The following is a 21,245-nucleotide window of genomic DNA, read 5'->3' on the forward strand; positions in this document are numbered from 1 at the left end:
ACGCAGCGGACCGCCGCGAATTCACGGCGGCGGACATCCCCCCATGGGTGGGCGCGGGGCCTACGACACCGCGGGTGCGACCGGGCGCGGCTTGGAGGGCGCCACGGGGTAGTGGGCTTCCTTGCCGAAGGGCTGGTCGAAGAGGTGCGGATCCGACTGGCGCGAGCGGAAGAGGTCCACGATGTAGTTCATCCGCTGGTCCAGCTTGCTCCAGTCCTTCGCGGCGGTGCCCGTGAGGCTGTCGGGCGTCTTGTCCAGGCGGCCCAGCAGCTCCTTCAGCTTCGGGTCCTCGATGGTGCGCAGGTGCGGCGGGAAGAGCGTGGACTCCATGCCGGCGGGGGGCGGCAGATCATTGCCCAGCTTCAGCGCGCCGCCGGGCACCGCGAGCTTCATCATGTGCTCGGTGGCGATGCCCCGGAACACGCCGGCCAGCTTGTCCACCAGCGGGTTGACGACGAGGTCCACCGCGCCCGTCTTGATGGCGGCCCTGGCGGCGAGGTTGGCGGGGAAGGGCAGGGCGTTGGCGCCCGCCTCGATGCTCTGCTTGAGGATGTTGGCGAAGACCTCCTTCACCGGGGCGTTGAGCGCCTTCTCCACGAAGGACTGGAGCTGGGTCTGCTCGTGCAGGCCCACGGTGTCGTTGGCGCGGAGCATCAGCTCGGCCTTCTTGTTCGGGTCCTTCTCGAACATGGCCTGCGCGTAGGTGCCGAAGGCCTCCTTGAGCAGCGGCTTGTCCGAGGGGAAGCCGGACAGGTACTGCTGGAGCTTCGCGGGGTCCAGCTGGGTGTCACCCTGGAAGGTCTCCACGAAGCGGGCGAACTCGTGGCCCACCTCGCGGAAGACGAACTGGTTGCCGTCGCCAATGGCCTTGCTGACGGTGTTGAGCGCGTCCGCGCCGGCCTTGGCGATGTCGCCGGTGGGCATGGCGGGCAGGCCCAGCTTGCGCAGCAGGTCGTCCACCTTGGACATGGCCTCGCCCATGGCGCCGCCGCCCTTGAGGACGTCCACGAAGGCCTTGGGCATGTCCTCCTGGCGGATGCTCACGCCGGCCTGCTTCGAGGCCCAGGTGGCGAAGGTGGACCAGTTGGCGTTCTCCTTGCCCAGGAGCGTGCCCATGGCGTCGGACAGGTCGTGGTAGCCCTGGGTGATGGCCAGGTTGCGCGCGACGGGGTCCTGCATCGCGGCGATGTTCGCCACGTCCGCGGCGGTGGGGTAGCTGCCCGGCGTGGGGCGCGGGCCGCCCTGCTGGGGGGCCGCGGCGGGGGTGGACAGGGCCACCGGGGCCTTCTTGGCCTTGGATGACTCGAAGAGGGACGCGCCCTGGTTGGCGCCGGGCTTCACCTCGTTGCGGGGGCGCGGCGGGAGGGCCGGCTCCGGCGTGCGGGGCGTGGTGGTGGGGCGCGGGCCAATCTTCGGAGGAGTCATGCCTCCAGTATCGGCCGGGCCGGGTCCGAAGTTGCCCTGGTGGGCCGGGCGGGGTGGGTCCTCCAGGCGTCGCGAGCGACCTCCAGGGTCACGGCCTGGAAGCGCACCGGGGCGCCCGGACGGCGGGCCCCCAGTCGGCCCCAGTCCGCGCGGATGACGGCGGCGATGAGGGGGTAGCCCCCGGTGGTGGGGTGGTCCGGGCCCATCACGATGGGCGTGCCGGAGAGGGTGACCTGGATGGCGCCGCGCACCATGGGGCGGCAGGTGCCCCCGCCCTCGTCGCCGTGGGGCACGGGAGGTCCGTCCAGCCGCTGGCCCACGCGGTCGCTGGAGGGCGACACGGTGAAGGTGCTGCCCAGGAGGAGCGCCATGGCCGCGTCGCTGAATCGGGACGCATCCGGGCCCAGGAGCACGCGCAGTGGGGCGGCGGGGTCCAGGGCCTCCGTGAGACGTGACAGGTCGGCCTCGGAAGGGGCGGCAACCGGCGTGGCGGGAGGGCCCAGCGGGAGCCGGTCGCCGGTGCGCAGGGGACGGCCCTCCCAGCCGCCCATGCGGGCCACCCACAGCGTGCCCTGGCCTCCGAGGACTTCGGGCACGGCGAGCGCGCCGTCCACGGCCACGTAGCGCACGGCATGCCGGGTGGGCGCGGGCACGGTGAGCGTGGCGCCGTCCGCGAGGACGCTGGGGGCTTCGCCATCCACGGACACGCGCACGTCGCGGCCCCGGGCGCGCAGCTCCAGCCGGCCGAAGGCCTCCAGCGCCGCGGCGCCAGGAGCGTTGCCCACCGCGCGGTTCGCCGCGACGAGCAGCTCCGGCACCCACGCGCCGCCGGGCGGCACGCCGTGATGCATGACGCCGGGCCGTCCACCGTCCTGCACGGTAGCGGGGGCGCCCAGGCCGACGATCTCGATACAGGCGCTCATGCTTCTTCACTCCGCGCGGTCATGCCCATGCCCTGTCCCCGTGGATGAGAAGGCGAGAGGCGTTGACGGCTCCCTGGCGGCGGCACACCGCACGAACCTGTCCGACAGTCGGACAAGTTTCGAAGCCCGCGCCTCCGCCTCGGCACCTGCCGTGGATGAGGAGGCTCCTTTCCAGCCGGGCAGCGGAAACCTGTCCGACAGTCGGACAAGTTTCGAAGCCCGCGCCCCCGCCTCGGCACCTGCCGTGGACGAGGAGGAAGCTCGGCTCTGGTCGGACAGCGGAAACCTGTCCGACAGTCGGACAAGTTTCGAAGCCCGCGCCCCCGCCTCGGCGCCTGCCGTGGACGAGGAGGCTCGGCTCTGGCCGGACAGGTCTTGAAGCCTTCGGAACCGCCTCGGGACCCGCAGTGGATGAAGGGGGCTTCCTCCTGTCGGGCAGCGAAAACCTGTCCGACTGTCGGACAGGTTGGAGGCCGGGTCGGGCGGACCGCCGTCATGTCTCCACCCGCTCGAAGCGCACGCGGGCTCCCAGTTGGAGCTCCGTGCCGCGTTTGGGGTCGAAGGCGGTGAAGTCCAGCGCGGTGCCCACCAGGTTCCAGCCTCCTGGCGACGCGAACGGATACACGCCCGTGCGCGTCCCGGCGATGCCCACCGCGAGCGCTGGCACCCGCGTGCGCGGCACCGGCAGCCGGGGACACGCGATGCTCGGATCCACGTCCCCCAGGTACGCGAAGCCCGGCAGGAAGCCCACGCAGCGCACCCTGTACTCGCGTGCCGTGTGGCGCCGCACCACTTCCTCCACCGATAGGCCCGCGTGCCCGGCCACCTTCGCCAGGTCCTCTCCGTCGTAGCGCACGCGGATGCGGATGAGCGGATGCTCCACGTGCGTGACCGGTGCCACGCGCAGCCGCGTCAGCACGAGCGCCGGGGACTCGGGCGGTGTCTCCGGGTCGAAGTACACGCAGGCGTGGGACTCGGTGATGACCGCGTCCCGCACGCCCGGCAGCGCGGACAGGGCTTCGCGCGCGAGGCCCCGGTCCACCGACTCCAGCAGCACCAGCCGCAGCGCGCTGTCTCCCAGTGGCTCAGGCGGCTGCTCCAGCGCGTCCAGCATCGCGCGCACCTCGCGGGCCAGCACCACCGCGCCCGGCGTGTCGCCGTGCACGCACAGCGTGTCCACCGTGCCGCCCGTGGCCAGCCGCACCGTGTTCTCGCGCGCCTGCCCCACATCCGTCAGCACCGCGCCGGGCTGGCCGCGCGGAATCAATGAACCGTCCGGCAACGTGCCCCGGTCCGCGAAGCCCTCGCGCGCATACCCGAGCCCCGCCGCCCGCGCCGCGTCCCTCAACGCGCCGGTGCCGGGCCCCACGATCGTGACGTCCGTGCCCAGCGCTTCCACCACGCCGTCCACCACCGCGCGCGCCAGCTCCGGGGACTTGTTGGCCGCGTGGTACAGCGCTCCATGGGGCTTCGCATGCCGCACCGGCACGCCGCGCTCGCGGGCCAGCGTGGCCAGCTGTCCGCACTGCTCCGCCACCTGCGCTCGCAGCACCTCTGGCGCCACGTCTAGCGCCTTGCGCCCGAAGTTCTCCCGGTCCGCGTAGGACGGATGCGCGCCCGCCAGCGTGCCGTGGCGTTCGCACAGCTCCAGCGCCCGCCGCATGGACGCCGCATCCCCCGCGTGGCCTCCGCAGGCGATGTTCGCCAGGTGCGCGAGCGCGTAGAGCTGTTCGTCCTCCCCGGGCAGCTCCCCCAGGTCGATGTTGAGCAGGCACCGCGTCATGGGCTCACGCTACGCGAGCCCCCCACCTCAGCGGTAGGTGATGAGCGCGCGGTGTTCGCCCTCGAAGTGTCCGTGCTCGTTGAGGGTGGACAGATACCGGCCCCGCTCGCTGTAGATGACCTTCGTGACTCCACAGTTCGCCAGCGTCCAGTTCGTCCGGAACGCGTGCTCGTCCGGGATGCCCAGCAGGTCCTGGCTGATGGCCGTGATGGGGCCGCCGGAAGTGAACACCAGCGCCGTCCTGGAGGGCCCCATCGAGGCCACGAGCGCCGCCAGCGCCTCCAGACAGCGCGCCTTGAACGCGCTCCAGGACTCCCGGTACTCGCTGTCGTGCCCGCCCGCGACCCAGCGCCCCACGGCCTGGGTGAACAGGTCCTGGTACGCGCGGCGAGGGTCCTTCATCGCGGCCAGCTCTTCACGCAGCACGGCGAAGTCCGCGTAGCGCGGCGTATGCCGGTGCACGACCTCCTCGTGGTCGAACTCGTTGAACCCTGCCGTCCGCACGGGCTCCACCTGCTGGCCCAGCGCCTGGAGGCACGCGTCCGCTGTCTCGCGGTGGCGCAGCATGGTGCCTGTCACCACTACGTCCACCTTCGGCAGCCGCGTGCGCAGCGCTCCGCCCAGGACGCGCGCCTGCTGCACGCCCACGTCCGACAGCTTGTCGTAGTCCTTCGCGCCGAAGGACGCCTGGCCGTGACGGATGAAGTAGAGCGCGCCCATCTCAGCCCCCCGCTTTCTTGATGAGCTGCCGGCAGCGGTAGGCCAGGTAGTTGACGATGAGCCAGTAGTTCTTGAACGCCGGGTTGCGCGTCTGCTTGTGGTGGTAGCGGTAGTAGATCTGCTGCGCGATGACCGCGAGCCGGAACACGCCGTAGACCTCGTAGAAGGTCCAGTTGGCGGGCTTCAGGCCGGTGCGCTCCAGGTAGTACGCCACCACCTCCTCGCGCGTGAGCATGCCGGGCAGGTCCGTGGGCTGCCTTCGTGTCATGCGCAGGAAGGCGTCGTCATCCGCCTGGACCCAGTAGGCCAGCGTGTTGCCCAGGTCCATCAGCGGGTCGCCCAGCGTGGCCATCTCCCAGTCCAGCACCCCGATGACCTGCGTGGGGTCCTCCGGCTTGAGCACCACGTTGTCGAAGCGCCAGTCGTTGTGGATGACGCACGTCTTGATGTCCGGTGGGACGTGCGCGGCCAGCCACTCGCGCGTGCGCTCCATCCGGGGCACGTTCCAGGTGAGCGCCTTCTCGTAGCGGTCGGACCAGCCGGAAATCTGCCGCTGCGGATAGCCCGGCCCCTTGCCCAGCGACTGGAGCCCCACTGCCTGCGCGTCCACGCCGTGCAGCGCGATGAGCTGATCCACCACGTTGAGGCACAGCTGGCGCGTGCGGGCCTTGTCCAGGTCCAGCCCCTTGGGCAGGTGCTTGCGCGGGATGAGGCCGGGGATGCGCTCCATCACGTAGAACTCCGCGCCCAGCACGGCCGGGTCCTGGCACAGCCCCACCATGGTGGGCACCACCGGATACACGGGCTTGAGCGCCTGCTGCACCGTGTACTCGCGCGACATGTCGTGCGCGGACTTCGCCTTGGTGCCCGAGGGCGGCCTGCGCAGGATGAGGTCGCGGTTCTCGTACTTGAGCCGGTAGGTCCAGTTGGAGGCGCCGCCCGTGTACTGCGTCACCTCCGGCGTGCCCTGGAGCGAGGGCACCTGGGCCTTCAGCCACGCGTCCACCGCGGGCACGTCCAGCGCCTCGCCGGAGCGCACGGCCTTGCCCTCGTCCAGGGGGATGGAGACCGGAGCCGTCATGTTCAACCTCCCTTGCTGAAGCCGCGCTTCGCGAGCTCGATGCGGGTGATGACGCCCTTGTGCACTTCGTCCGGGCCGTCCGCGATGCGCAGGCTGCGTGCCTGGGCGAAGAAGCCCGCCAGCGGCGTGTCGCGCGACACACCCGCGCCGCCGTGCACCTGGATGGCGTCGTCCACCACCTTCTGGAGCACGTTGGGCGCCACGACCTTGATGGCCGAAATCTCCGTCATCGCGCCCAGCGCGCCCACGTCGTCCAGCTTCCACGCCGCGTACAGCGTGAGCAGGCGCGCCTGGTCGATGGCGATGCGCGCCTCCGCCACGCGCTCGCGGTTGCCGCCCAGGTTGATGAGCGGCTTGCCGAACGCGGTGCGGCCCATGCCCCGGTCGATCATCAACTCCAGCGCCCGCTCCGCCGCGCCGATGCAGCGCATGCAGTGGTGGATGCGGCCCGGGCCCAGACGGCCCTGCGCGATTTCAAAGCCCATGCCCGGCCCGGAGATGAGCGCGGACACCGGCAGCCGCACGTTGTGGAAGTGCACCTCGCCGTGGCCGTGCGGGGCGTCATGGTCGCCGTACACGGGCAGCATGCGGATGATCTCCACACCCGGCGCGTCCATGGGCACCAGCACCATGGAGTGCTGATGGTGGCGGTCCGCGCCCGCCTGCGACGTGCGGCCCATGAAGATGGCCACCTTCGCGTTGGGGTGGCCCAGGCCGCTGGACCACCACTTCTTGCCGTTGAGGACCACGTGGTCGCCGTCCACTTCGGCGGTGGCCTGCATGTTGGTGGCGTCCGACGACGCCGCGTCCGGCTCCGTCATGCAGAACACCGAGCGGATGTCGCCCGCGAGCAGCGGCTTCAACCACTGCTCCTGCTGCTCCGGGGAGCCGTAGCGCCAGAGCACCTCCATGTTGCCGGTGTCCGGGGCGCTGCAGTTGAAGACCTCCGGGGCCATGAAGCTGCGGCCCATCTGCTCCGCGAGCGGCGCGTACTCCAGCGTGCTCAGGCCCGCGCCCAGCTTCGCGTCCGGGAGGAAGAGGTTCCACAGCCCCTGCGCCTTCGCGCGGGCCTTGAGCTCCACCATCACCGGCGGCACCTTCCACTGGCGCCAATCACCGCCGGCCTCCATCGCGTGCAAGGCCCGGAGGTATTCGCCCTCCACCGGCTCGATGTGGTCAGCCATGAAGCGCTTCACGCGCTCCAGGTATTCGGTCGTCCTGGCGGAAGGCTGGAAGTCCATGCGAGGCATCCTGCGCCCCGCCGGGTTGGTGAAGCCACTGAATGTTGAACGTGTGTTGGCAGGCTGGCGCCACCCTGGCCTGTCATCGGCGGCGAGGGCCCGGCGCCTTGCGTGCGCGTGACGGGCGCGCTCCACGCCGGCCCTGGGCCTTCGGCTTGCGCGCGGGCGCGCGGGGCGGGGCGGGCTGCTCGATGCTCGCGAGCATGATCCGCCGCAGCAGCGCGTACACAGGCAGCGGGTCGAAGCTCTTGTCCAACTGGTGGTGCAGCGCGAGCCCGTCCACGCACGCCTTGATGATGACCGCGTAGTGCAGGTCCTCGGCGGTGGGCGCCGAGTCGTGGCCCGTGCGCACGTGCGCCACGGTGCGGGCGATCTCCTCGTCACCCTGGCCCAACAGCTGCGCGACGGCGGGCGTCAGCTCCCGGTTGCGCAGGCCCAGCGCGAACAGCTCGTAACGCAACCGGCACGTGCCCGGCGCATCCGTGGCCAGCTTCTCGCCCCAGGCGAAGGCCGTCTGCGCCAGCTCCACCGCCGGAGTCTGCGCGCGCAGCCGCTCCAGCTCCGACAGGTATTGCCGGCTCGCCTCCTGCGTGACGGCCAGCAGCAGCGCGTCCTTGCTGCCGAAGTAGTAGTGCACCAGGCCCTGGTTCACCCCGGCCTCGCGCGCCACCTCCTTCACCGTGGCGGCGTCGTAGCCGCGCTCCCCCAACACACGCTGTCCGGCGGCGATGAGGCGCGCCCGGGCGTCAGGCTCCGGAGCGGTGGGGGGAGGCGGCGTCTTGCCACGGCGGGGGGATGGCATCCCAGACCCATAGGGCACCGCCTCCCACCCCCGCAAGGCCGGCGACCGCTCGTCGGCTTGACATCCCGCGTTGTCAGTCTTAGTTAGTCGTGTGACTAAGTTAGTCATCCGGCTAAACCGAAGGAGACGGGCCATGCGAGTCGAGTCCAAGCGGTCGATGCAGTGGGTGAAGGCGATGGCGGTGGGTGCGGCGTTGGTGTCGGTGCCGGCGATGGCCCAGGACATGGCGTCCGCGTCCACGGGGCAGGAGCAGCAGCGGCGCGGGGCGTTCCTGCTGGAGCTGCAGCCGCCCGCGCTGGACGGCTCGCTGTACGGCATCCGGGCGGAGGTCGCGCCGTCGCGGGACTCTCGGTTCGCGTTCGGCCTCCTGGGTCGCGCGGGCGGGTGGAACCGGTCGCTGGGCGCGAAGGCGCGCTTCACCAACGTGGGTGGCGCCGACGTGAAGCTCAACTTCGGCGTGGGCGTGGACAGCCGCTACACGCTGGCCTTCCTGGCGGACGGCACGGTGCGTCCGTTCGTGGGGATGACACTGGGCCTGGAGGAGTTCGTCGCGCGCCCGGACGGCGCGGCGATGCCGGACCGCAAGGACTACACGACGACGGCCTTCCTGGAGCCGACGCTGGGCGTGATGTGGCGGCCGGGCTCCGGGCGCGTGGGCCTGTCGGCTCGGGCGGGTCCGGGCTTCACCTTCACGGACGTGCGCGAACTCCAGGTGGGCAACAGCAACCTGGGCCTGCGCACGGTGTACCCCACGGCGTCGCTGGGCCTGCTGGTCGTCCTGTAGTCGACGGGGCTTACGGAGCGTGTCGTGGGCGGTGGAGGGGTGGCTACACTCGCCACCCATGAGCTCCTCGTTCGAGTCCTACCGCGCCGAGTTCCCCGTCCTGAAGGACCAGCTCTACCTCAACCACGCCGGGGTCGCGCCCACCAGCACGCGCGCCGCCGCCGCGGTGAAGGCCTGGATGGACGACGTGGTGAATCACGGTGTCCTCCATGAGCGCGGCTGGGAGGCCCAGAGTGAGAAGGTGCGCGGGCTCGCCGCGCGCATCATCGGTGCCTCTCCTGGGGAAATCGCGTTCGTGCGCAACACCAGCCACGGCCTGGGGCTGGTGGCCGAAGGGCTGGACTGGCAGCCCGGAGACGAGGTCGCCGTCGCCACGAGCCTCGAGTACCCCTCCAACGTCTACCCGTGGCTGCACCTCAAGGGCCGGGGCGTGGAGGTCCGTGAGATTCCGACGCCGAACGGGGGCGTGACGCCGGAGGCCGTGGCGTCCGTGCTTACTCCGCGCACGCGGCTGGTGGCGGTGTCGTCCGTGCAGTTCGCCACCGGCCACCGCACGGACCTGGATGCGCTGGGTGAATTGTGTGAGCGCTCCGGCGTGCTCTTGTGCGTGGACGGCATCCAAAGCGTGGGCTGCATTCCCGTGGACGTGAAGAAGAGCCGCGTGCACTTCCTCAGCGCGGACAGCCACAAGTGGATGCTGGGCATCTCCGGCATCGGCTTCATGTACGTGGCGAAGGACGTGCTGCCGCGCGTGCGCCCTGTCCTGGTGGGCTGGCGCAGCACCACCGACGCGTGGAACTTCAACCGCTCGCACTTCGAGCTGCGTGCGGACGCGGCGAAGTTCGAGGAGGGCAGCGCCGCGTACCCCGGCATCTACGCGATGGGCGCCGCGCTGGAGCTGCTGCTGGAGGTGGGGCCGGACGCCATCGGCGCGCGCATTGGCGAGCTGCTGGCCCGACTGGACGCGGGCCTGCGCGGCCTGGGCTGCGACGTGGGCCCCGAACCGAAGGACCGCGCGGGCATCCTCACCTTCCTGCCGCCTGGCGCGGACGTCCGGGCGCTCAGCGCGTATCTGGCGGAGAAGACGGTGTCCCACTCCGTCCGGCGCGGGCGCATCCGCCTGTCGCCGCACTTCTACAACACGAACGAGGAGATGGACCGGCTGGTGGAGTTGGTGCGCGCGTACCGGCCCGGGTGAGGCGTCCCACCCGGACCGGGGTACACGACGACGGCTACTGCGCCGGGAAGAGGTTCTCCACGGAGAGGTAGCGCTCGCCGGTGTCGTAGCAGAAGGCGAGCACGCGGCTGCCGTCCGGCATCTCCGCCAGCTTCTGGTTCACCGCGGACAGCGCGGCGCCGGAGGACACGCCCACGAAGATGCCCTCCTCGCGCGCGGCGCGGCGGGTGAACTCGTAGGCGTCCTTCTCATCCACCTGGATGGTGCCGTCGAGGATGTCCGTGTGCAGGTTCTTCGGGATGAAGCCCGCGCCGAGGCCCTGGATGGGGTGCGGGCCCGGCTGGCCGCCGCTGATGACGGGGGACTTCACCGGCTCCACCGCGAGCACCTTCAGCTTGGGCCATTTCGCCTTGAGCACCTCACCGCACGCGGTGATGTGGCCGCCGGTGCCCACGCCCGTGATGAGGTAGTCCAGCCCCTCCGGGAAGTCGTTGAGGATCTCCTGCGCGGTGGTGCGCTTGTGGACCTCGATGTTGGACTCGTTCTCGAACTGCTGCGGCATCCACGCGTTGGGCGTCTGCGAGACGAGCTCCTGGGCGCGGGCGATGGCGCCCTTCATGCCCTTGGCGCGCTCCGTCAGGTCGAACTGGGCGCCGTAGGCGGCCAGCACGCGGCGGCGCTCGATGCTCATGGACTCCGGCATCACCAGGATGAGCTTGTAGCCCTTCACCGCGGCGACCATGGCCAGGCCGATGCCGGTGTTGCCGCTCGTCGGCTCGATGATGACGCTGCCTTCCTTGAGGAGGCCCTTCTTCTCCGCGTCTTCAATCATCGCCAGGCCGATGCGGTCCTTGATGCTGCCGCCCGGGTTGGCGCGCTCCAGCTTCAGGTGCACCGTCACGCGCGACGGGTACAGCCGGTTGATGCGCACGTGCGGCGTGTTGCCAATGGTCTGCAGGATGTTGTCGACCTTCATGGCGTCTCCTGTGAATGGGGAACGGGCACTGCGTGGGGGAAAGACTCAAATCTGGTAGTCGAGGACGTCCAGACCCTCTTCGCCGTGGCGCGCGCGCACCTCGCTGCGGCGGGTGACGACGGATTGGGCGGGCACGCTCTGCGTGAGCCACGCGTTGCCGGCGATGATGCTGCCCTTGCCCACCACGGTGCCGCCTCCGAGGATGGTGGCGTTCGCGTACACCACGACGTCGTCCTCGATGGTGGGGTGGCGCTTCTTGTCCGCCAGCGCCTTCTCCACCATCAGCGCGCCCAGCGTGACGCCCTGGTAGAGCTTCACGTTGTCGCCAATCACCGTCGTCTCGCCGACGACCAGGCCCGTGCCGTGGTCGATGACGAACTTGCGGCCGACGGTGGCGCCCGGGTGGATGTCCACGCCGGTTCGCTGGTGGGCGTACTCGGTGAGCAGGCGCGGCAGCAGGGGGAAGTTCAGCCGGTGCAGCGCGTTCGCCACGCGGTAGATGGCGATGGCGTAGAAGCCCGGATAGGTGAGGACGACTTCGTCCACGCTGCGCGCGGCGGGATCCGCTTCGAAGATGGCGCGCGCGTCCTGCTGGAGCCACTCGTAGAGGTCCGGCAGCTTCGCCATGAAGCGCGAGGACATGCCCGCGTCCGAGACGGGGTAGTGCGGCGCGAGCAGCGACTGGATGCGCTGGAGGCTCGCCTCCACCGCGGTGACGTCCCGGCGTACGGCGGCGGCGTTGCACTCCAGCCGCTCCGCGAAGTGGGGGAAGAGCAACCCCAGCACCTGCGCGACGAACTCCGGCGCCGCCTTTCGCACGTCCGGGGGGAAACAGTGGCGCTGCCGCGCCTCCAGCAGGGTGGCTACCAGTCGGGCGTTCGGATCGTCCATGGGGCGTTGCGTCAGAATAACGTGCCGTGACGGCGTTTTCTTTGTTTCCGGCGCTGGAAAGGCTGATGGCGGCGGGATTGGTCTTTTTCCGGCGTCCCCGGGCGTAACGGCTGGGGTCCGGAGGTGGATGCCGTTGGCGGGAAAACGTCGCGGCCGTCCAGCCGCCCTGCTCCCCGCTGACGCTTGCCGACCCGAGGGCCCCTGGGGACGATGAAGTCATGACGACCGCCCTGTCCTATGCCCATGGCACCAGCACCACCCCGCTGCTGGGGGAGACCATCGGTCAGAACCTGCGCCGCACCGTCGAGCGTTACGGCGACCGCGAGGCGCTGGTGGTGGCCTCGCAGAACTACCGCGTCACCTGGCGGCAGTTCTGGGACGCGACGACTGCGGTGGCCAAGGGCCTCCTGGCGCTGGGCCTCCAGAAGGGGGACCGGGTGGGGCTCTGGTCGCCCAACCGCTTCGAGTGGACCGTGTCGCAGTACGCGCTCGCGCGCACGGGCGCCATCCTGGTCAACCTGAACCCCGCCTACCGCACGTCGGAGCTGGAGTACGCGCTCAACCAGGCGGGCGTGAGCGTGCTGCTCTTTGCGAAGGGCTTCCGGCAGACGGACTACACGCAGATGCTGGCGGAGGTGCGGCCCCGGTGCGCGGGCCTGCGCGAGGCGCTGGTGCTGGACTCGGACTGGGACCGGCTGGTGAAGGGCGGCGCGAACATTGGCGACGACGTGCTGGAGGCGCGGGAGCTGTCGCTCCAGTTCGATGACCCCATCAACATCCAGTACACGTCCGGCACCACGGGCTTCCCGAAGGGCGCGACGCTGTCGCACCACAACGTGCTCAACAACGGCTTCTTCGTGGGCGAGGTGCTGCGCTACGGACCGGAGGACCGCGTGTGCATTCCGGTGCCCTTCTACCACTGCTTCGGCATGGTGATGGGCAACCTGGCCTGTACGTCACACGGCTCGGCCATGGTGATTCCGGGCGAGGCGTTCGACCCGCTGGCGGTGCTCCAGACGGTGCAGGCCGAGCGCTGCACGTCCCTCTACGGCGTGCCCACGATGTTCATCGCGGAGCTGGACCACCCGCGCTTCGGCGAGTTCGACCTGCGCACGCTGCGCACCGGCATCATGGCGGGCTCGCCGTGTCCGGTGGAGGTGATGAAGCAGGTGCAGTCGCGGATGCACATGGGGGAGGTCACCATCTGCTACGGCATGACGGAGACGTCGCCCGTGTCCACGCAGAACCCGCTGGATGACACGCTGGAGAAGCGCGTGGCCACGGTGGGCCGCGTGCATCCGCACCTGGAGGTGAAGGTGGTGGACCCGGACTCGGGCGCGGTGGTGCCGCTGGGGCAGCCGGGGGAGCTGTGCACGCGCGGCTACAGCGTGATGCTTGGGTACTGGGACAACGCGGAGGCCACGGCGGCGGCCATCGACCGGGCGGGGTGGATGCACACCGGTGACCTGGCGACGATGGACGGGGAGGGCTACGTCAAGATTGTCGGCCGCATCAAGGACATGATCATCCGGGGCGGGGAGAACGTGTACCCGCGAGAGGTGGAGGAGTTCCTCCACACGCACCCGGAGATCTCCGAAGCGCAGGTCATCGGCGTGCCCAGCGTGAGGTACGGCGAGGAGGTGATGGCGTGGGTGCGCGTGAAGTCTGGCGCTTCGCTCACGCCGGAGACGCTGACGGCGTTCTGCACTGGCCGCATCTCCACGTTCAAGATTCCCCGCCACTGGAAGTTCGTGGACAGCTTCCCGATGACCGTCACCGGCAAGGTGCAGAAGTTCCGCATGCGCGAGGTCTCCATCACCGAGCTGGGGCTTGGCGACGTGGCCAGCATCAAGACCGCCTGACGGGCTTCTTCTTCGCGGCAGGGGCCTTCTTGGCTGCCGGGGCCTTCTTCGCGGCAGGTGCCTTCTTGGCCGCGGGTGCCTTCTTCGCGGCCTTCTTCATCGCGGCGCGGTTGGAGGCCTCCACGGCGCGGCGGGCCCAGGGCAGCAGCCGGCGGCCGTCGTCCTCGGCGTCCGTGGGCGGCGTCCAGTAGCTCATGGGCTGCTCCTTGCCCCGGCTCTGGTAGATGAAGGGCCGGCAGCCCTCGGCCTCGAAGGCGGGGCGGGTGACGTCGTCCGTCTTCAGGTAGAGCTGACCCTGGATGATGAGGCCGAACATCCGGCCACCGAAGTACAGGCCCCAGCCGCCGAACATCGAGCGGGCCTGCACCGGGCCGAGCGGCTTCAGCAGTTCGACCGTGTACTCCATGAAGCTGTCCGAGCGGGGCATGGGCGAGGTCCTCTGAACGCTGGACTCTAGCGACCTGGACGCACGGCGGGCGTCTTCATCAAACCTCCGTGAAGAACATTCCGGTGGCGCCAGTGCGCTCCAGCGCCGTCTTCAGGTCCTCGGAGACGATGAGCGCGACCTTCCAGCCCCAGGGACGGAAGAGCTTCGCGTCACCCACCTTCGACTTGTCGATGCGCATGATGTCCACGGAGCGGTATTCACCGATCTTCCAGGGCTGGCCATGCTGGGGCTCCCAGAACCGGACTCCTTCCGATGCCTGCTCGTCGATGCAGCGGATGAGCTTCGTGGCAACGAGGAGCGCGTATTGATCGGGATGCTTCGGGATGGTGACGGGGATGAGTTGCACGTCGTCGGCCGCGTGCTCCAGGAGCACATTCGCCAGCTTGACGTGAATAACGGGCGTCAGACCAAAGGTAATCCGGCAGAAGTCATGGGGACGGCCGGGGTCTCCGATGGGAACGGTCAGGTGCCCTTCCACGTGGACACGACTCCCCTTCGTGAACATCCAGGGGTCTTCCTCTTCCTGGCGTAGCTCATTCCAGGGGACCTCCAGTACCCAGACACCTTCCTGGACATCTTCCGAGAGCTCAAAGTATCGGGCAGCCATAGGACGTCTTTAGCGCCCCTGACGCGAGGTCAGGAGTTGATTGATGCGAGTGCCTGGGGTGGATGCTTCCTCGGCAAGCGCTCGGAGTGCATTCGTCAAGGCTTCGCGGCATTGCATCACGGTCCGGCAGTCTCCCAGGGATGTACTCAGCTTTTGCAGGACCAGATCATGATACGCCCTGGGATGTGGTCCCCGGTGGCCCGGAACCTCGACGATGTTCTCCGGATCCTTCAGTTCCATCCCGGCCCGCTTGAAGATGCGCCGAAATCGAGGGGTCCACGGCCCGCCGGTCTTCGCGGACTTTTCATTACGGATGGTGGCCAGGTGGTGACGCTGGGGCTTGCCGGACCGCGATGACATGGCCACCGCGTTGGGCGCCAGCGCGATGGTGAAGCCCTCGGCCGTCATGGCCACGGAGCGCACGCCTCCGAGGGCCACGAACTGGAGGCCCGCCTGCGTCTCCACCGCGACCGCCGCCTGCGCGGAGCCCGGCAGGGTGGGGGCCTTCATCGCGAGTCCCGCTGTGTTGCCAATCGCCGCCGTGGCCAGCATCACGAAGATGCGCGCGGCGTTCCTGCCCATCACCGCTCCATAGGCTTCGCCCGCGTCGCGCACCTGAACGAACGTGGTCGCCTGGTCCACGTGGCGCACCAGCGTCACCCAGCCGTCGAGGAGGGTCCACACGGTGTCCACGCCCAGGTACGCAATCGCCGTGGCGGTGATGAGGGCGGCGAGTCCCTTGGAAACAGGCTCGGGCATGGCCCACATCAGCAGATACATCGTTACGGCGGAAGTCATCGAGGCGATGACGGCCTGGGGGCTGGCCATGCCCTCCAGGGCTTCGGCCGTCTCGTTCCAGACGGAGTCCATCGCGATGGCCATGGCCAGGGCATAGCGGCCGTCGCTGCCCAGCAAGGGGCCTTCCTCCAGCAAGCGCAGGCAGTCTCCCGGCTGCTTGCGCTTCTTGCCGCACCACTGCTGGTAGCCGCGCGTCAGGTCGTCCGACGCATCCAGAAGCCGCAGCTCCCGTGCCTCTTCTTCGCCCAGTGGGATGATTTGCCGGGTTCGCTCCTTGAACCCGAAGAGGCCGCTGCGCTCCGGCAGGCCGAACAGCTCTCGCGCCTGCCGCAGAGGATGGGCGAAGGGCCGCACGTCCCGGGCGAGCGTCTTCACCGCCGCCTTGAACTCGTCCTTTTCCAGCCGGGCCTCGGAGGGAGACGCGTCTTCCTCCTCTTGGGGGATGACGACGACCCGCTCGCCGCCATCGACCTCCAGGCGCACGCCCCGCGTCGTCGCGCAGCCCGACACGAGCAGCCCCAGCAGCAGCACCCAAAACAGTCGCGTCGTCACCGGGGCTCGCCCAGTTCCCGCAGGAAGAACCGGCGCACGTCGTCCCGGTAGTACCTGCCTTCGGGGCCGTGTCCCTCTCCGGGCATGATCAACAGGTCGAAGTGCTTGTTCGCGCGCACCAACGCCTGGGCCATCCGCATCGTCGTGGACAGCGATGCGTTCACGTCGCTCGTCCCGTGCATCAGCTTGAGCGCTCCCTGGAGCTTGTCCGCCAGGGCTTCGTTGGAGCCCGTCGCGTAGCCCTCTGGGTTCTCTGAGAGCAGGCCCATGTTCGGCTCGTTGATGATGGCTTCTTCCGTCAGTGCGCCCGGCGCTCCCGCGTAGCCTGCCTTGAAGAACGTCGGTGCCGTCAGCATGCCTCGCAGCGCGAAGTAGCCACCCCAGGAATGGCCATGGATGCCCACCCGCTCCAGGTCCATGTAGGGCCGGCTGGCTGCCGCCTGCTTCAGCGCCGCCACGTGGTCTGGAATCTCCGTCTGGCCCACGCGGCCGTAGTTCACGTCCTGGAACGCCTTGCCCCGTCCTGGCGTGCCCCGCGCGTCCAGCACCATCACGATGAACCCGAGCTGCGCCAGCGAATGCGCGATGACCGATTCATACGGGCCCACGTAGCTCCAGGGCACCACTGTCGTGAACGGCCCCGCGTAGATGACGTCGATGACCGGGTAGTGCTTCTTCGGATCGAAGTCCCATGGCTTGTACAGCGCGCCGTACAGGGGCGTGACGCCGTCCGCCGCCTTGACCGTGATGCCTTCCGGCGGCGTGTAGTGCAGCTCCGCCAGGGCGCTCGTGTCTGACTTCGCGTAGCGGAAGGAGGGACGCCCCTCCGTGGACACCACATCCCAGACCCTTGGCTGCTCCCTCGTGGAGTGTCCATCCACGAAGTAGCCCGTGGAGGGGGACAGCGCGGGCCGGTGGAGCCCGGGCTCGGGCGTCAGCCGCTTCAGTGCTCCGCCCGCGATTCGTGCCCGGTACACCGACCGGTCATAGGGTGCCCCGGGCTCGGCGGACGCGGTGACGAAGAAGGCGTCTGACTTCGGCGTGATGCCCACCACCGTGTGGACCGGAAACGCGCCCTGGGTGAGCTGCCGCACGAGCTTGCCGGAATAGTCATACAGGTAGACGTGACGCCAGCCATCGCGCTCGGACATCCAGAGGAAGTGCTGGTTGTCCGGCAGCGGCTTCATCTGCTGGGACCAGCCGCCCACCGCGAACTCCAGCGCCGCGACGAAGGTCTCCTTCCGCTCCTCCCGCAGCACGCGGCGGCGCTTGCCCGTCACCGGCTCTACCGCCACCAGGTCCAGCCGCTTGCCATCCCGCGACAGCTGGAGCACCAGCGCCTCGCTGCCGTCCGGACGCCAGCCCGCGAACCAGTCGTAGCGCTCCGCCGCGTCACCGGGCGCGGGCGTCACCTGCCCCGTCTCCACGGAGACGAAGTGCAGCTCCGAGCGCATCAGCGGAGTGCCCGTCTTGGAGTAGGGGACCCACGTCACCTTCTCCAGTGGGGTGCTGTAGTCGACCAACGGGAGCCGATGCATGCCTCGCATGTCGTCGCGCCAGACCGCGAGGAACCGGCCCTGGGGAGACCATGCGCCTTCGGGCAGCCGCCAGGGCGAGTCCTCCGTGCCAGTGCGCTCCAGCCGGGTCGAGCCCTTCGCGTCCACCACGGCGAAGCCCGTGTCCCGCTGCACCGCGACCGTTCCCCCGTCCGGCGACAGGCTGTTGCCAGGCACGAGCGACAGCGCGGCCGGATGCGTGGGTTCGAGCGCCACGAGCCGCTTGTCGGTGAGGCCCAGGGAGAAGGCCCGGCCCTGGACGGTGAAGACGATTGCCTTCGCATCGGTGGCGAGCGTGAAGGGCATGACGGCGGGCAACGTCATCGGCTTGCCGAACAGCGCCGTGAGCTGGGACCGCAGCGATTCCGAATCCAGCAGGGGCTGCTGGGTGTGGCGCTTCGCATCCACCAGGACCCACGTGTCCCGGTAGGGCTCGACCCTGGACCCGTACACGAACCGGTCGCCCTCGGGCAGCCACCGGGGCGGTGTCAGGGTGTCCCGGATGCGGTCCGGCCAGCGGAGCGAGGCTTCCGAGAAGTCGAGCCGCGCCTGGAGGGCGTCCCCGGCTTCGGCTCCCATCGCCTGCCAGGGGACTGCGAGTCCCGCCAGGAGGAGCGCGAGGCGCGCACGCGACAGGAGTCCACCACGGTGGGGCAGGGAAGGCGTCATGGGCACTCTCCTCGGAACGAGGTGAAGGGAAACGTCAGGCCATGCGTCGCGGTGCCGGGGACGTGGTGCCGAGCAGCTCGGCCAGCGTCTTCAATCCCCGCTCCAGCTCTTCGCGAGAGCCGGCCGCGCCCAGCGAGACCCGCAGCGCATTGGGCGCCTGACCCGGACGGGCCGCGAACAGGTGTGACGGGCCGAGCAGCACGTCGCGCGCGGCAGCGGCTTCCACCAGCTCCGTGGCGCGGCGTTGTTCTGGGATGGGCATCCACAGGAAGTACGCGCTGGGGTGCGCGACATAGGGATGGCCCTTCAGCACCTTCGCCGCCAGGGACTGCCGGGCCGTGGCTTCGGCGCGTCGCGCGTCGCGCAGGGACTCGGCGGTTCCGTCCGTCACCCACTGTGTGGCCAGCTCATTCAGCAGGGGAGACCCCGACCAGACCGTCGCCGCGGCCGCGAGCTCCAGCGTCTGCCACGACGAGCCCGGCGCCCGGATGTAGCCGACGCGCAGCGCGGGCAGCACCGCCTTGGACAGACTCCCCAGGTGATAGGTCCGCTCGGGCGCCAGCGCGGCCAGGGGGGCGGGCGCCTTCGCCACGAGCGGGGCCAGCGCGCCGTTTTCGATGACGGTGACGTCGAACTTCCGGCAGACCTCCACCAGCGCCTGCCGCCGCTTCAAGGGCATGACGACCGTGGTCGGGTTGTGGTTCGTGGGCGTGCAGTAGAGCACCCGCGCCTTGGTCCTCCGGCAGGCCTCCGCGAGTGCTTCGGGCACGAGCCCCTCCGCGTCGAGCGCCACCGGATGCGTGGGCAGCCGGAGCCACTCCGCGGCGGCGAGGACGCCGGGATAGGTGACGTCCTCCACCAGCAGGCCGTCCGCGTTCGCGAGCAGGGACAACACCATCAGGGTCGCATGCTGGGCCCCGCTGCTCACGATGACGTTCTCGCGAGTGGCAGGCACGCCCGCGAGCTCCAGCCAGCGGGCTCCCGCTGTCCGCTGGGCCTCCGTGCCCGCATGGGCCTGATAGCCACTGAGCGCGCCCAGGTCCGCGCGTTCCCCCAGCCGTTGGAGCGCGGCGGCGAAGGCGAGGTGTCCCATATCGCCAGGGACGATGGGCACGGCCGTGGGCCCCAGGTCGATGCGCGTCCGGTCGAGCTGGGGCGAGTAGCGGTCTCCGTCCCGCAGGTTCCGCACGAACGTCCCGTTGCCCACCTGGCTCCAGATGAGGCCCCGCCGCTCTGCTTCGGCGTAGGCCCGGGTCACCGTTCCCAGCGACGTCCCCAGCGTGCTCGCGAGCTCCCGGTGCGTGGGGAGCCGGTCCCCCGCGCGAAGCCGCCCCGCGCTGATGTCCGCCGCGAGCGCATCGACGAGCGCCCCGTACAGGGGGCCCTCGGAGCGTTTCAGGCGCGGCTTCCAATTGGAGTGGGACATGAACCGGATTGTATCATGACAATCAGGGGCATGTGCCAGGGCCCTCTGGCGGGCTTCCACGGCAGGAGGCTCTACACTTCCGTGAACCGCATGCCGGTGGCGCCAGTCTGATCCAGCGCTGCCTTGAGGTCCTCGGAGACGATGAGGGCGACCTTCCAACCCCAGGTGCGGAAGACCTTGGCGTGGCCCACCTTCGACGCGTCGATGCGCATTCCCGCGACGGAGTAGTACTGGCCTGCCTTCTCGGGCTGCTTGTGCTTGATGGGGTCCCAGTACTCCACTTCCCGGGAGGCCTTGTCGTCGATGCAGCGGATCAACCGGGTGGCCACGAGCATGTTGAACTGTTCGGGATGGCCAGGGATGTCCACAGCGAAGAGCTGGACGTCATCAGGCGCAAGCTCCGCGAACACGGTGGCCAGCTTCACGTGGAGGATGGGCGTACTTCCGATACCGGCTTCGGAGTAGTCCAACGGTCTCCCAGGCTCGTCGATGGGAAACAGGAGGGAGCCGGGGGCCTGGATGGTTTTCCCCGCGCTGAACATCCACGGGTCCTCGATCTCCACGGACTTTTCATCAACGGGATCACCCAGATACCAGCGCCCCGGCGCGTAGACGTCCTCTGACAATCTGAAGTAACGGGCGGTCATGGTCGTGGCTCTCCGTGGCGTCGGGTCAGCAGTCGATTGAGTTCCGTGCCATGGGTTCTGGCCTGCTCGCCAAGGATCCTGAGTGCATCGGTCAAGGCTTCGCGGCATGCCCCCACGCTGCGGCATTCGGAGGTCACCTGCCTCAACCTGTCATAGACGAGTTGGTGGTACTCGGCGGGATGCGGTCCACGATGGCCCTGAACCTCGACGATGTTCTCTGGGTCCTTCAGCTCCATCCCAGCCTTCTTGAAGATGCGCCGGAAGAGCGGGGTCCAAGGGCCGCCATTCCTTGAGGACTTCTCATTACGGATGGTGGCCAGGTGGTGACGCTGGGGCTTGCCGGACCGCGATGACATGGCCACCGCGTTGGGCGCCAGCGCGATGGTGAAGCCCTCGGCCGTCATGGCCACGGAGCGCACGCCTCCGAGGGCCACGAACTGGAGGCCCGCCTGCGTCTCCACCGCGACCGCCGCCTGCGCGGAGCCCGGCAGGGTGGGGGCCTTCATCGCGAGTCCCGCCGTGTTGCCAATCGCCGCCGTGGCCAGCATCACGAAGATGCGCGCGGCGTTCCTGCCCATCACCGCTCCATAGGCCTCGCCCGCGTCGCGCACCTGGAGGAACGTGGTGGCCTGGTCCACGTGGCGCACCAGCGTCACCCAGCCGTCGAGGAGGGTCCACACGGTGTCCACGCCCAGGTATGCAATCGCCGTGGCGGTGATGAGAGCGGCGAGTCCCTTGGAGACAGGCTCGGGGAAACCCATCTCAGCGCACCCCATCCAAGCAGCCGTCGTCGCAGGATTCGGTGATCATCACCCACCCGCTCCATCCATTCGTGGGCCGGACGCTTCCGCTGCTGCAGCACCTGCGGTACCTCGGT

At 69.5% G+C, this 21,245-nt stretch carries 18 protein-coding genes and 1 pseudogene; 3 read left to right on the plus strand and 16 right to left on the minus strand.

Annotated elements, in window-relative coordinates; translation table 11 throughout:
* Positions 1 to 60 precede the first annotated feature (60 nt).
* The 7 genes from D7X30_RS35190 to D7X30_RS35220 form a co-directional block, all read right to left on the minus strand.
* A complete protein-coding gene (locus tag D7X30_RS35190; protein ID WP_120567340.1) occupies positions 61 to 1,425 on the minus strand; it encodes a hypothetical protein in 1,365 nt (454 codons plus the stop codon).
* Positions 1,422 to 2,348 (minus strand): biotin-dependent carboxyltransferase family protein, encoded by a 927-nt coding sequence (locus tag D7X30_RS35195; RefSeq protein WP_120567341.1) that lies wholly within the window; start codon positions 2,346 to 2,348, stop codon positions 1,422 to 1,424. Before D7X30_RS35195 ends, D7X30_RS35190 begins: the two co-directional genes overlap by 4 nt.
* Before the next feature lie 493 nt (positions 2,349 to 2,841).
* The gene (locus D7X30_RS35200; protein WP_120567342.1) at positions 2,842 to 4,131 is read right to left on the minus strand and encodes a LamB/YcsF family protein; all 1,290 of its coding nucleotides are present in this window, start codon (positions 4,129 to 4,131) and stop codon (positions 2,842 to 2,844) included.
* A 27-nt stretch (positions 4,132 to 4,158) separates the two neighbouring features.
* Complete coding sequence (locus tag D7X30_RS35205) at positions 4,159 to 4,851, minus strand: histidine phosphatase family protein (protein ID WP_120567343.1); 693 nt, start codon at positions 4,849 to 4,851, stop codon at positions 4,159 to 4,161.
* Position 4,852: 1 nt separating this feature from the next.
* Complete coding sequence (locus tag D7X30_RS35210; RefSeq protein WP_120567344.1) at positions 4,853 to 5,932, minus strand: phosphotransferase family protein; 1,080 nt, start codon at positions 5,930 to 5,932, stop codon at positions 4,853 to 4,855.
* A gap of 2 nt (positions 5,933 to 5,934) precedes the next feature.
* Positions 5,935 to 7,173: an acyl-CoA dehydrogenase family protein gene (locus tag D7X30_RS35215; RefSeq protein WP_120567345.1), complete on the minus strand. Its 1,239-nt coding sequence runs from the start codon at positions 7,171 to 7,173 to the stop codon at positions 5,935 to 5,937.
* An 82-nt stretch (positions 7,174 to 7,255) separates the two neighbouring features.
* Positions 7,256 to 7,975, minus strand: coding sequence for a TetR/AcrR family transcriptional regulator (locus D7X30_RS35220; protein ID WP_233591985.1), 720 nt, complete (start codon positions 7,973 to 7,975; stop codon positions 7,256 to 7,258).
* Positions 7,976 to 8,108: 133 nt separating this feature from the next.
* Here D7X30_RS35220 and D7X30_RS42095 point away from each other — a divergent pair, with 133 nt between their 5' ends.
* Positions 8,109 to 8,759: a hypothetical protein gene (locus tag D7X30_RS42095; protein ID WP_158619443.1), complete on the plus strand. Its 651-nt coding sequence runs from the start codon at positions 8,109 to 8,111 to the stop codon at positions 8,757 to 8,759.
* Between the two features lie 58 nt (positions 8,760 to 8,817).
* Positions 8,818 to 9,957, plus strand: a complete 1,140-nt coding sequence (locus D7X30_RS35230; protein ID WP_120567347.1) for an aminotransferase class V-fold PLP-dependent enzyme — start codon at positions 8,818 to 8,820, stop codon at positions 9,955 to 9,957.
* Between the two features lie 34 nt (positions 9,958 to 9,991).
* Here D7X30_RS35230 and cysK read toward each other — a convergent pair whose 3' ends face one another.
* Both cysK and epsC read right to left on the minus strand, forming a co-directional pair.
* Positions 9,992 to 10,912, minus strand: coding sequence for a cysteine synthase A (cysK, locus tag D7X30_RS35235; protein WP_120567348.1), 921 nt, complete (start codon positions 10,910 to 10,912; stop codon positions 9,992 to 9,994).
* A 45-nt stretch (positions 10,913 to 10,957) separates the two neighbouring features.
* On the minus strand, positions 10,958 to 11,803 hold the full coding sequence (gene epsC, locus D7X30_RS35240; RefSeq protein WP_120567349.1) for a serine O-acetyltransferase EpsC: 846 nt from the start codon (positions 11,801 to 11,803) through the stop codon (positions 10,958 to 10,960).
* Positions 11,804 to 12,021: 218 nt separating this feature from the next.
* Between epsC and D7X30_RS35245 the strand changes: the two genes are divergently transcribed.
* The gene (locus D7X30_RS35245; RefSeq protein WP_120567350.1) at positions 12,022 to 13,665 is read left to right on the plus strand and encodes an AMP-binding protein; all 1,644 of its coding nucleotides are present in this window, start codon (positions 12,022 to 12,024) and stop codon (positions 13,663 to 13,665) included.
* Here D7X30_RS35245 and D7X30_RS35250 read toward each other — a convergent pair.
* From D7X30_RS35250 to D7X30_RS35280, 7 genes and pseudogenes are all read right to left on the minus strand, one after another.
* Positions 13,652 to 14,092, minus strand: coding sequence for a TfoX/Sxy family protein (locus D7X30_RS35250; RefSeq protein WP_120567351.1), 441 nt, complete (start codon positions 14,090 to 14,092; stop codon positions 13,652 to 13,654). The genes D7X30_RS35245 and D7X30_RS35250 overlap by 14 nt on opposite strands.
* 58 nt (positions 14,093 to 14,150) lie before the next feature.
* Positions 14,151 to 14,720, minus strand: coding sequence for an imm11 family protein (locus D7X30_RS35255; RefSeq protein ID WP_120567352.1), 570 nt, complete (start codon positions 14,718 to 14,720; stop codon positions 14,151 to 14,153).
* Positions 14,721 to 14,729: 9 nt separating this feature from the next.
* Positions 14,730 to 16,070, minus strand: coding sequence for an AHH domain-containing protein (locus D7X30_RS35260; protein ID WP_120567353.1), 1,341 nt, complete (start codon positions 16,068 to 16,070; stop codon positions 14,730 to 14,732).
* Positions 16,067 to 18,295: a DPP IV N-terminal domain-containing protein gene (locus D7X30_RS35265; RefSeq protein ID WP_120567354.1), complete on the minus strand. Its 2,229-nt coding sequence runs from the start codon at positions 18,293 to 18,295 to the stop codon at positions 16,067 to 16,069. Before D7X30_RS35265 ends, D7X30_RS35260 begins: the two co-directional genes overlap by 4 nt.
* Positions 18,296 to 18,329: 34 nt before the next feature.
* Positions 18,330 to 19,721 carry a PLP-dependent aminotransferase family protein gene (locus D7X30_RS35270; RefSeq protein ID WP_120567355.1) on the minus strand — a complete coding sequence of 464 codons (1,392 nt, stop codon included), beginning with the start codon at positions 19,719 to 19,721 and terminating at the stop codon, positions 18,330 to 18,332.
* A gap of 71 nt (positions 19,722 to 19,792) precedes the next feature.
* Positions 19,793 to 20,368 carry an imm11 family protein gene (locus D7X30_RS35275; RefSeq protein WP_120567356.1) on the minus strand — a complete coding sequence of 192 codons (576 nt, stop codon included), beginning with the start codon at positions 20,366 to 20,368 and terminating at the stop codon, positions 19,793 to 19,795.
* A pseudogene (locus D7X30_RS35280) lies at positions 20,365 to 21,120 on the minus strand (AHH domain-containing protein); the annotation flags it as partial. The gene D7X30_RS35275 and the pseudogene D7X30_RS35280, both read right to left, overlap by 4 nt.
* Positions 21,121 to 21,245 lie beyond the last annotated feature (125 nt).

The sequence above is a fragment of the Corallococcus sp. AB011P genome (genome assembly GCF_003611605.1).
Lineage (GTDB): Bacteria > Myxococcota > Myxococcia > Myxococcales > Myxococcaceae > Corallococcus > Corallococcus coralloides.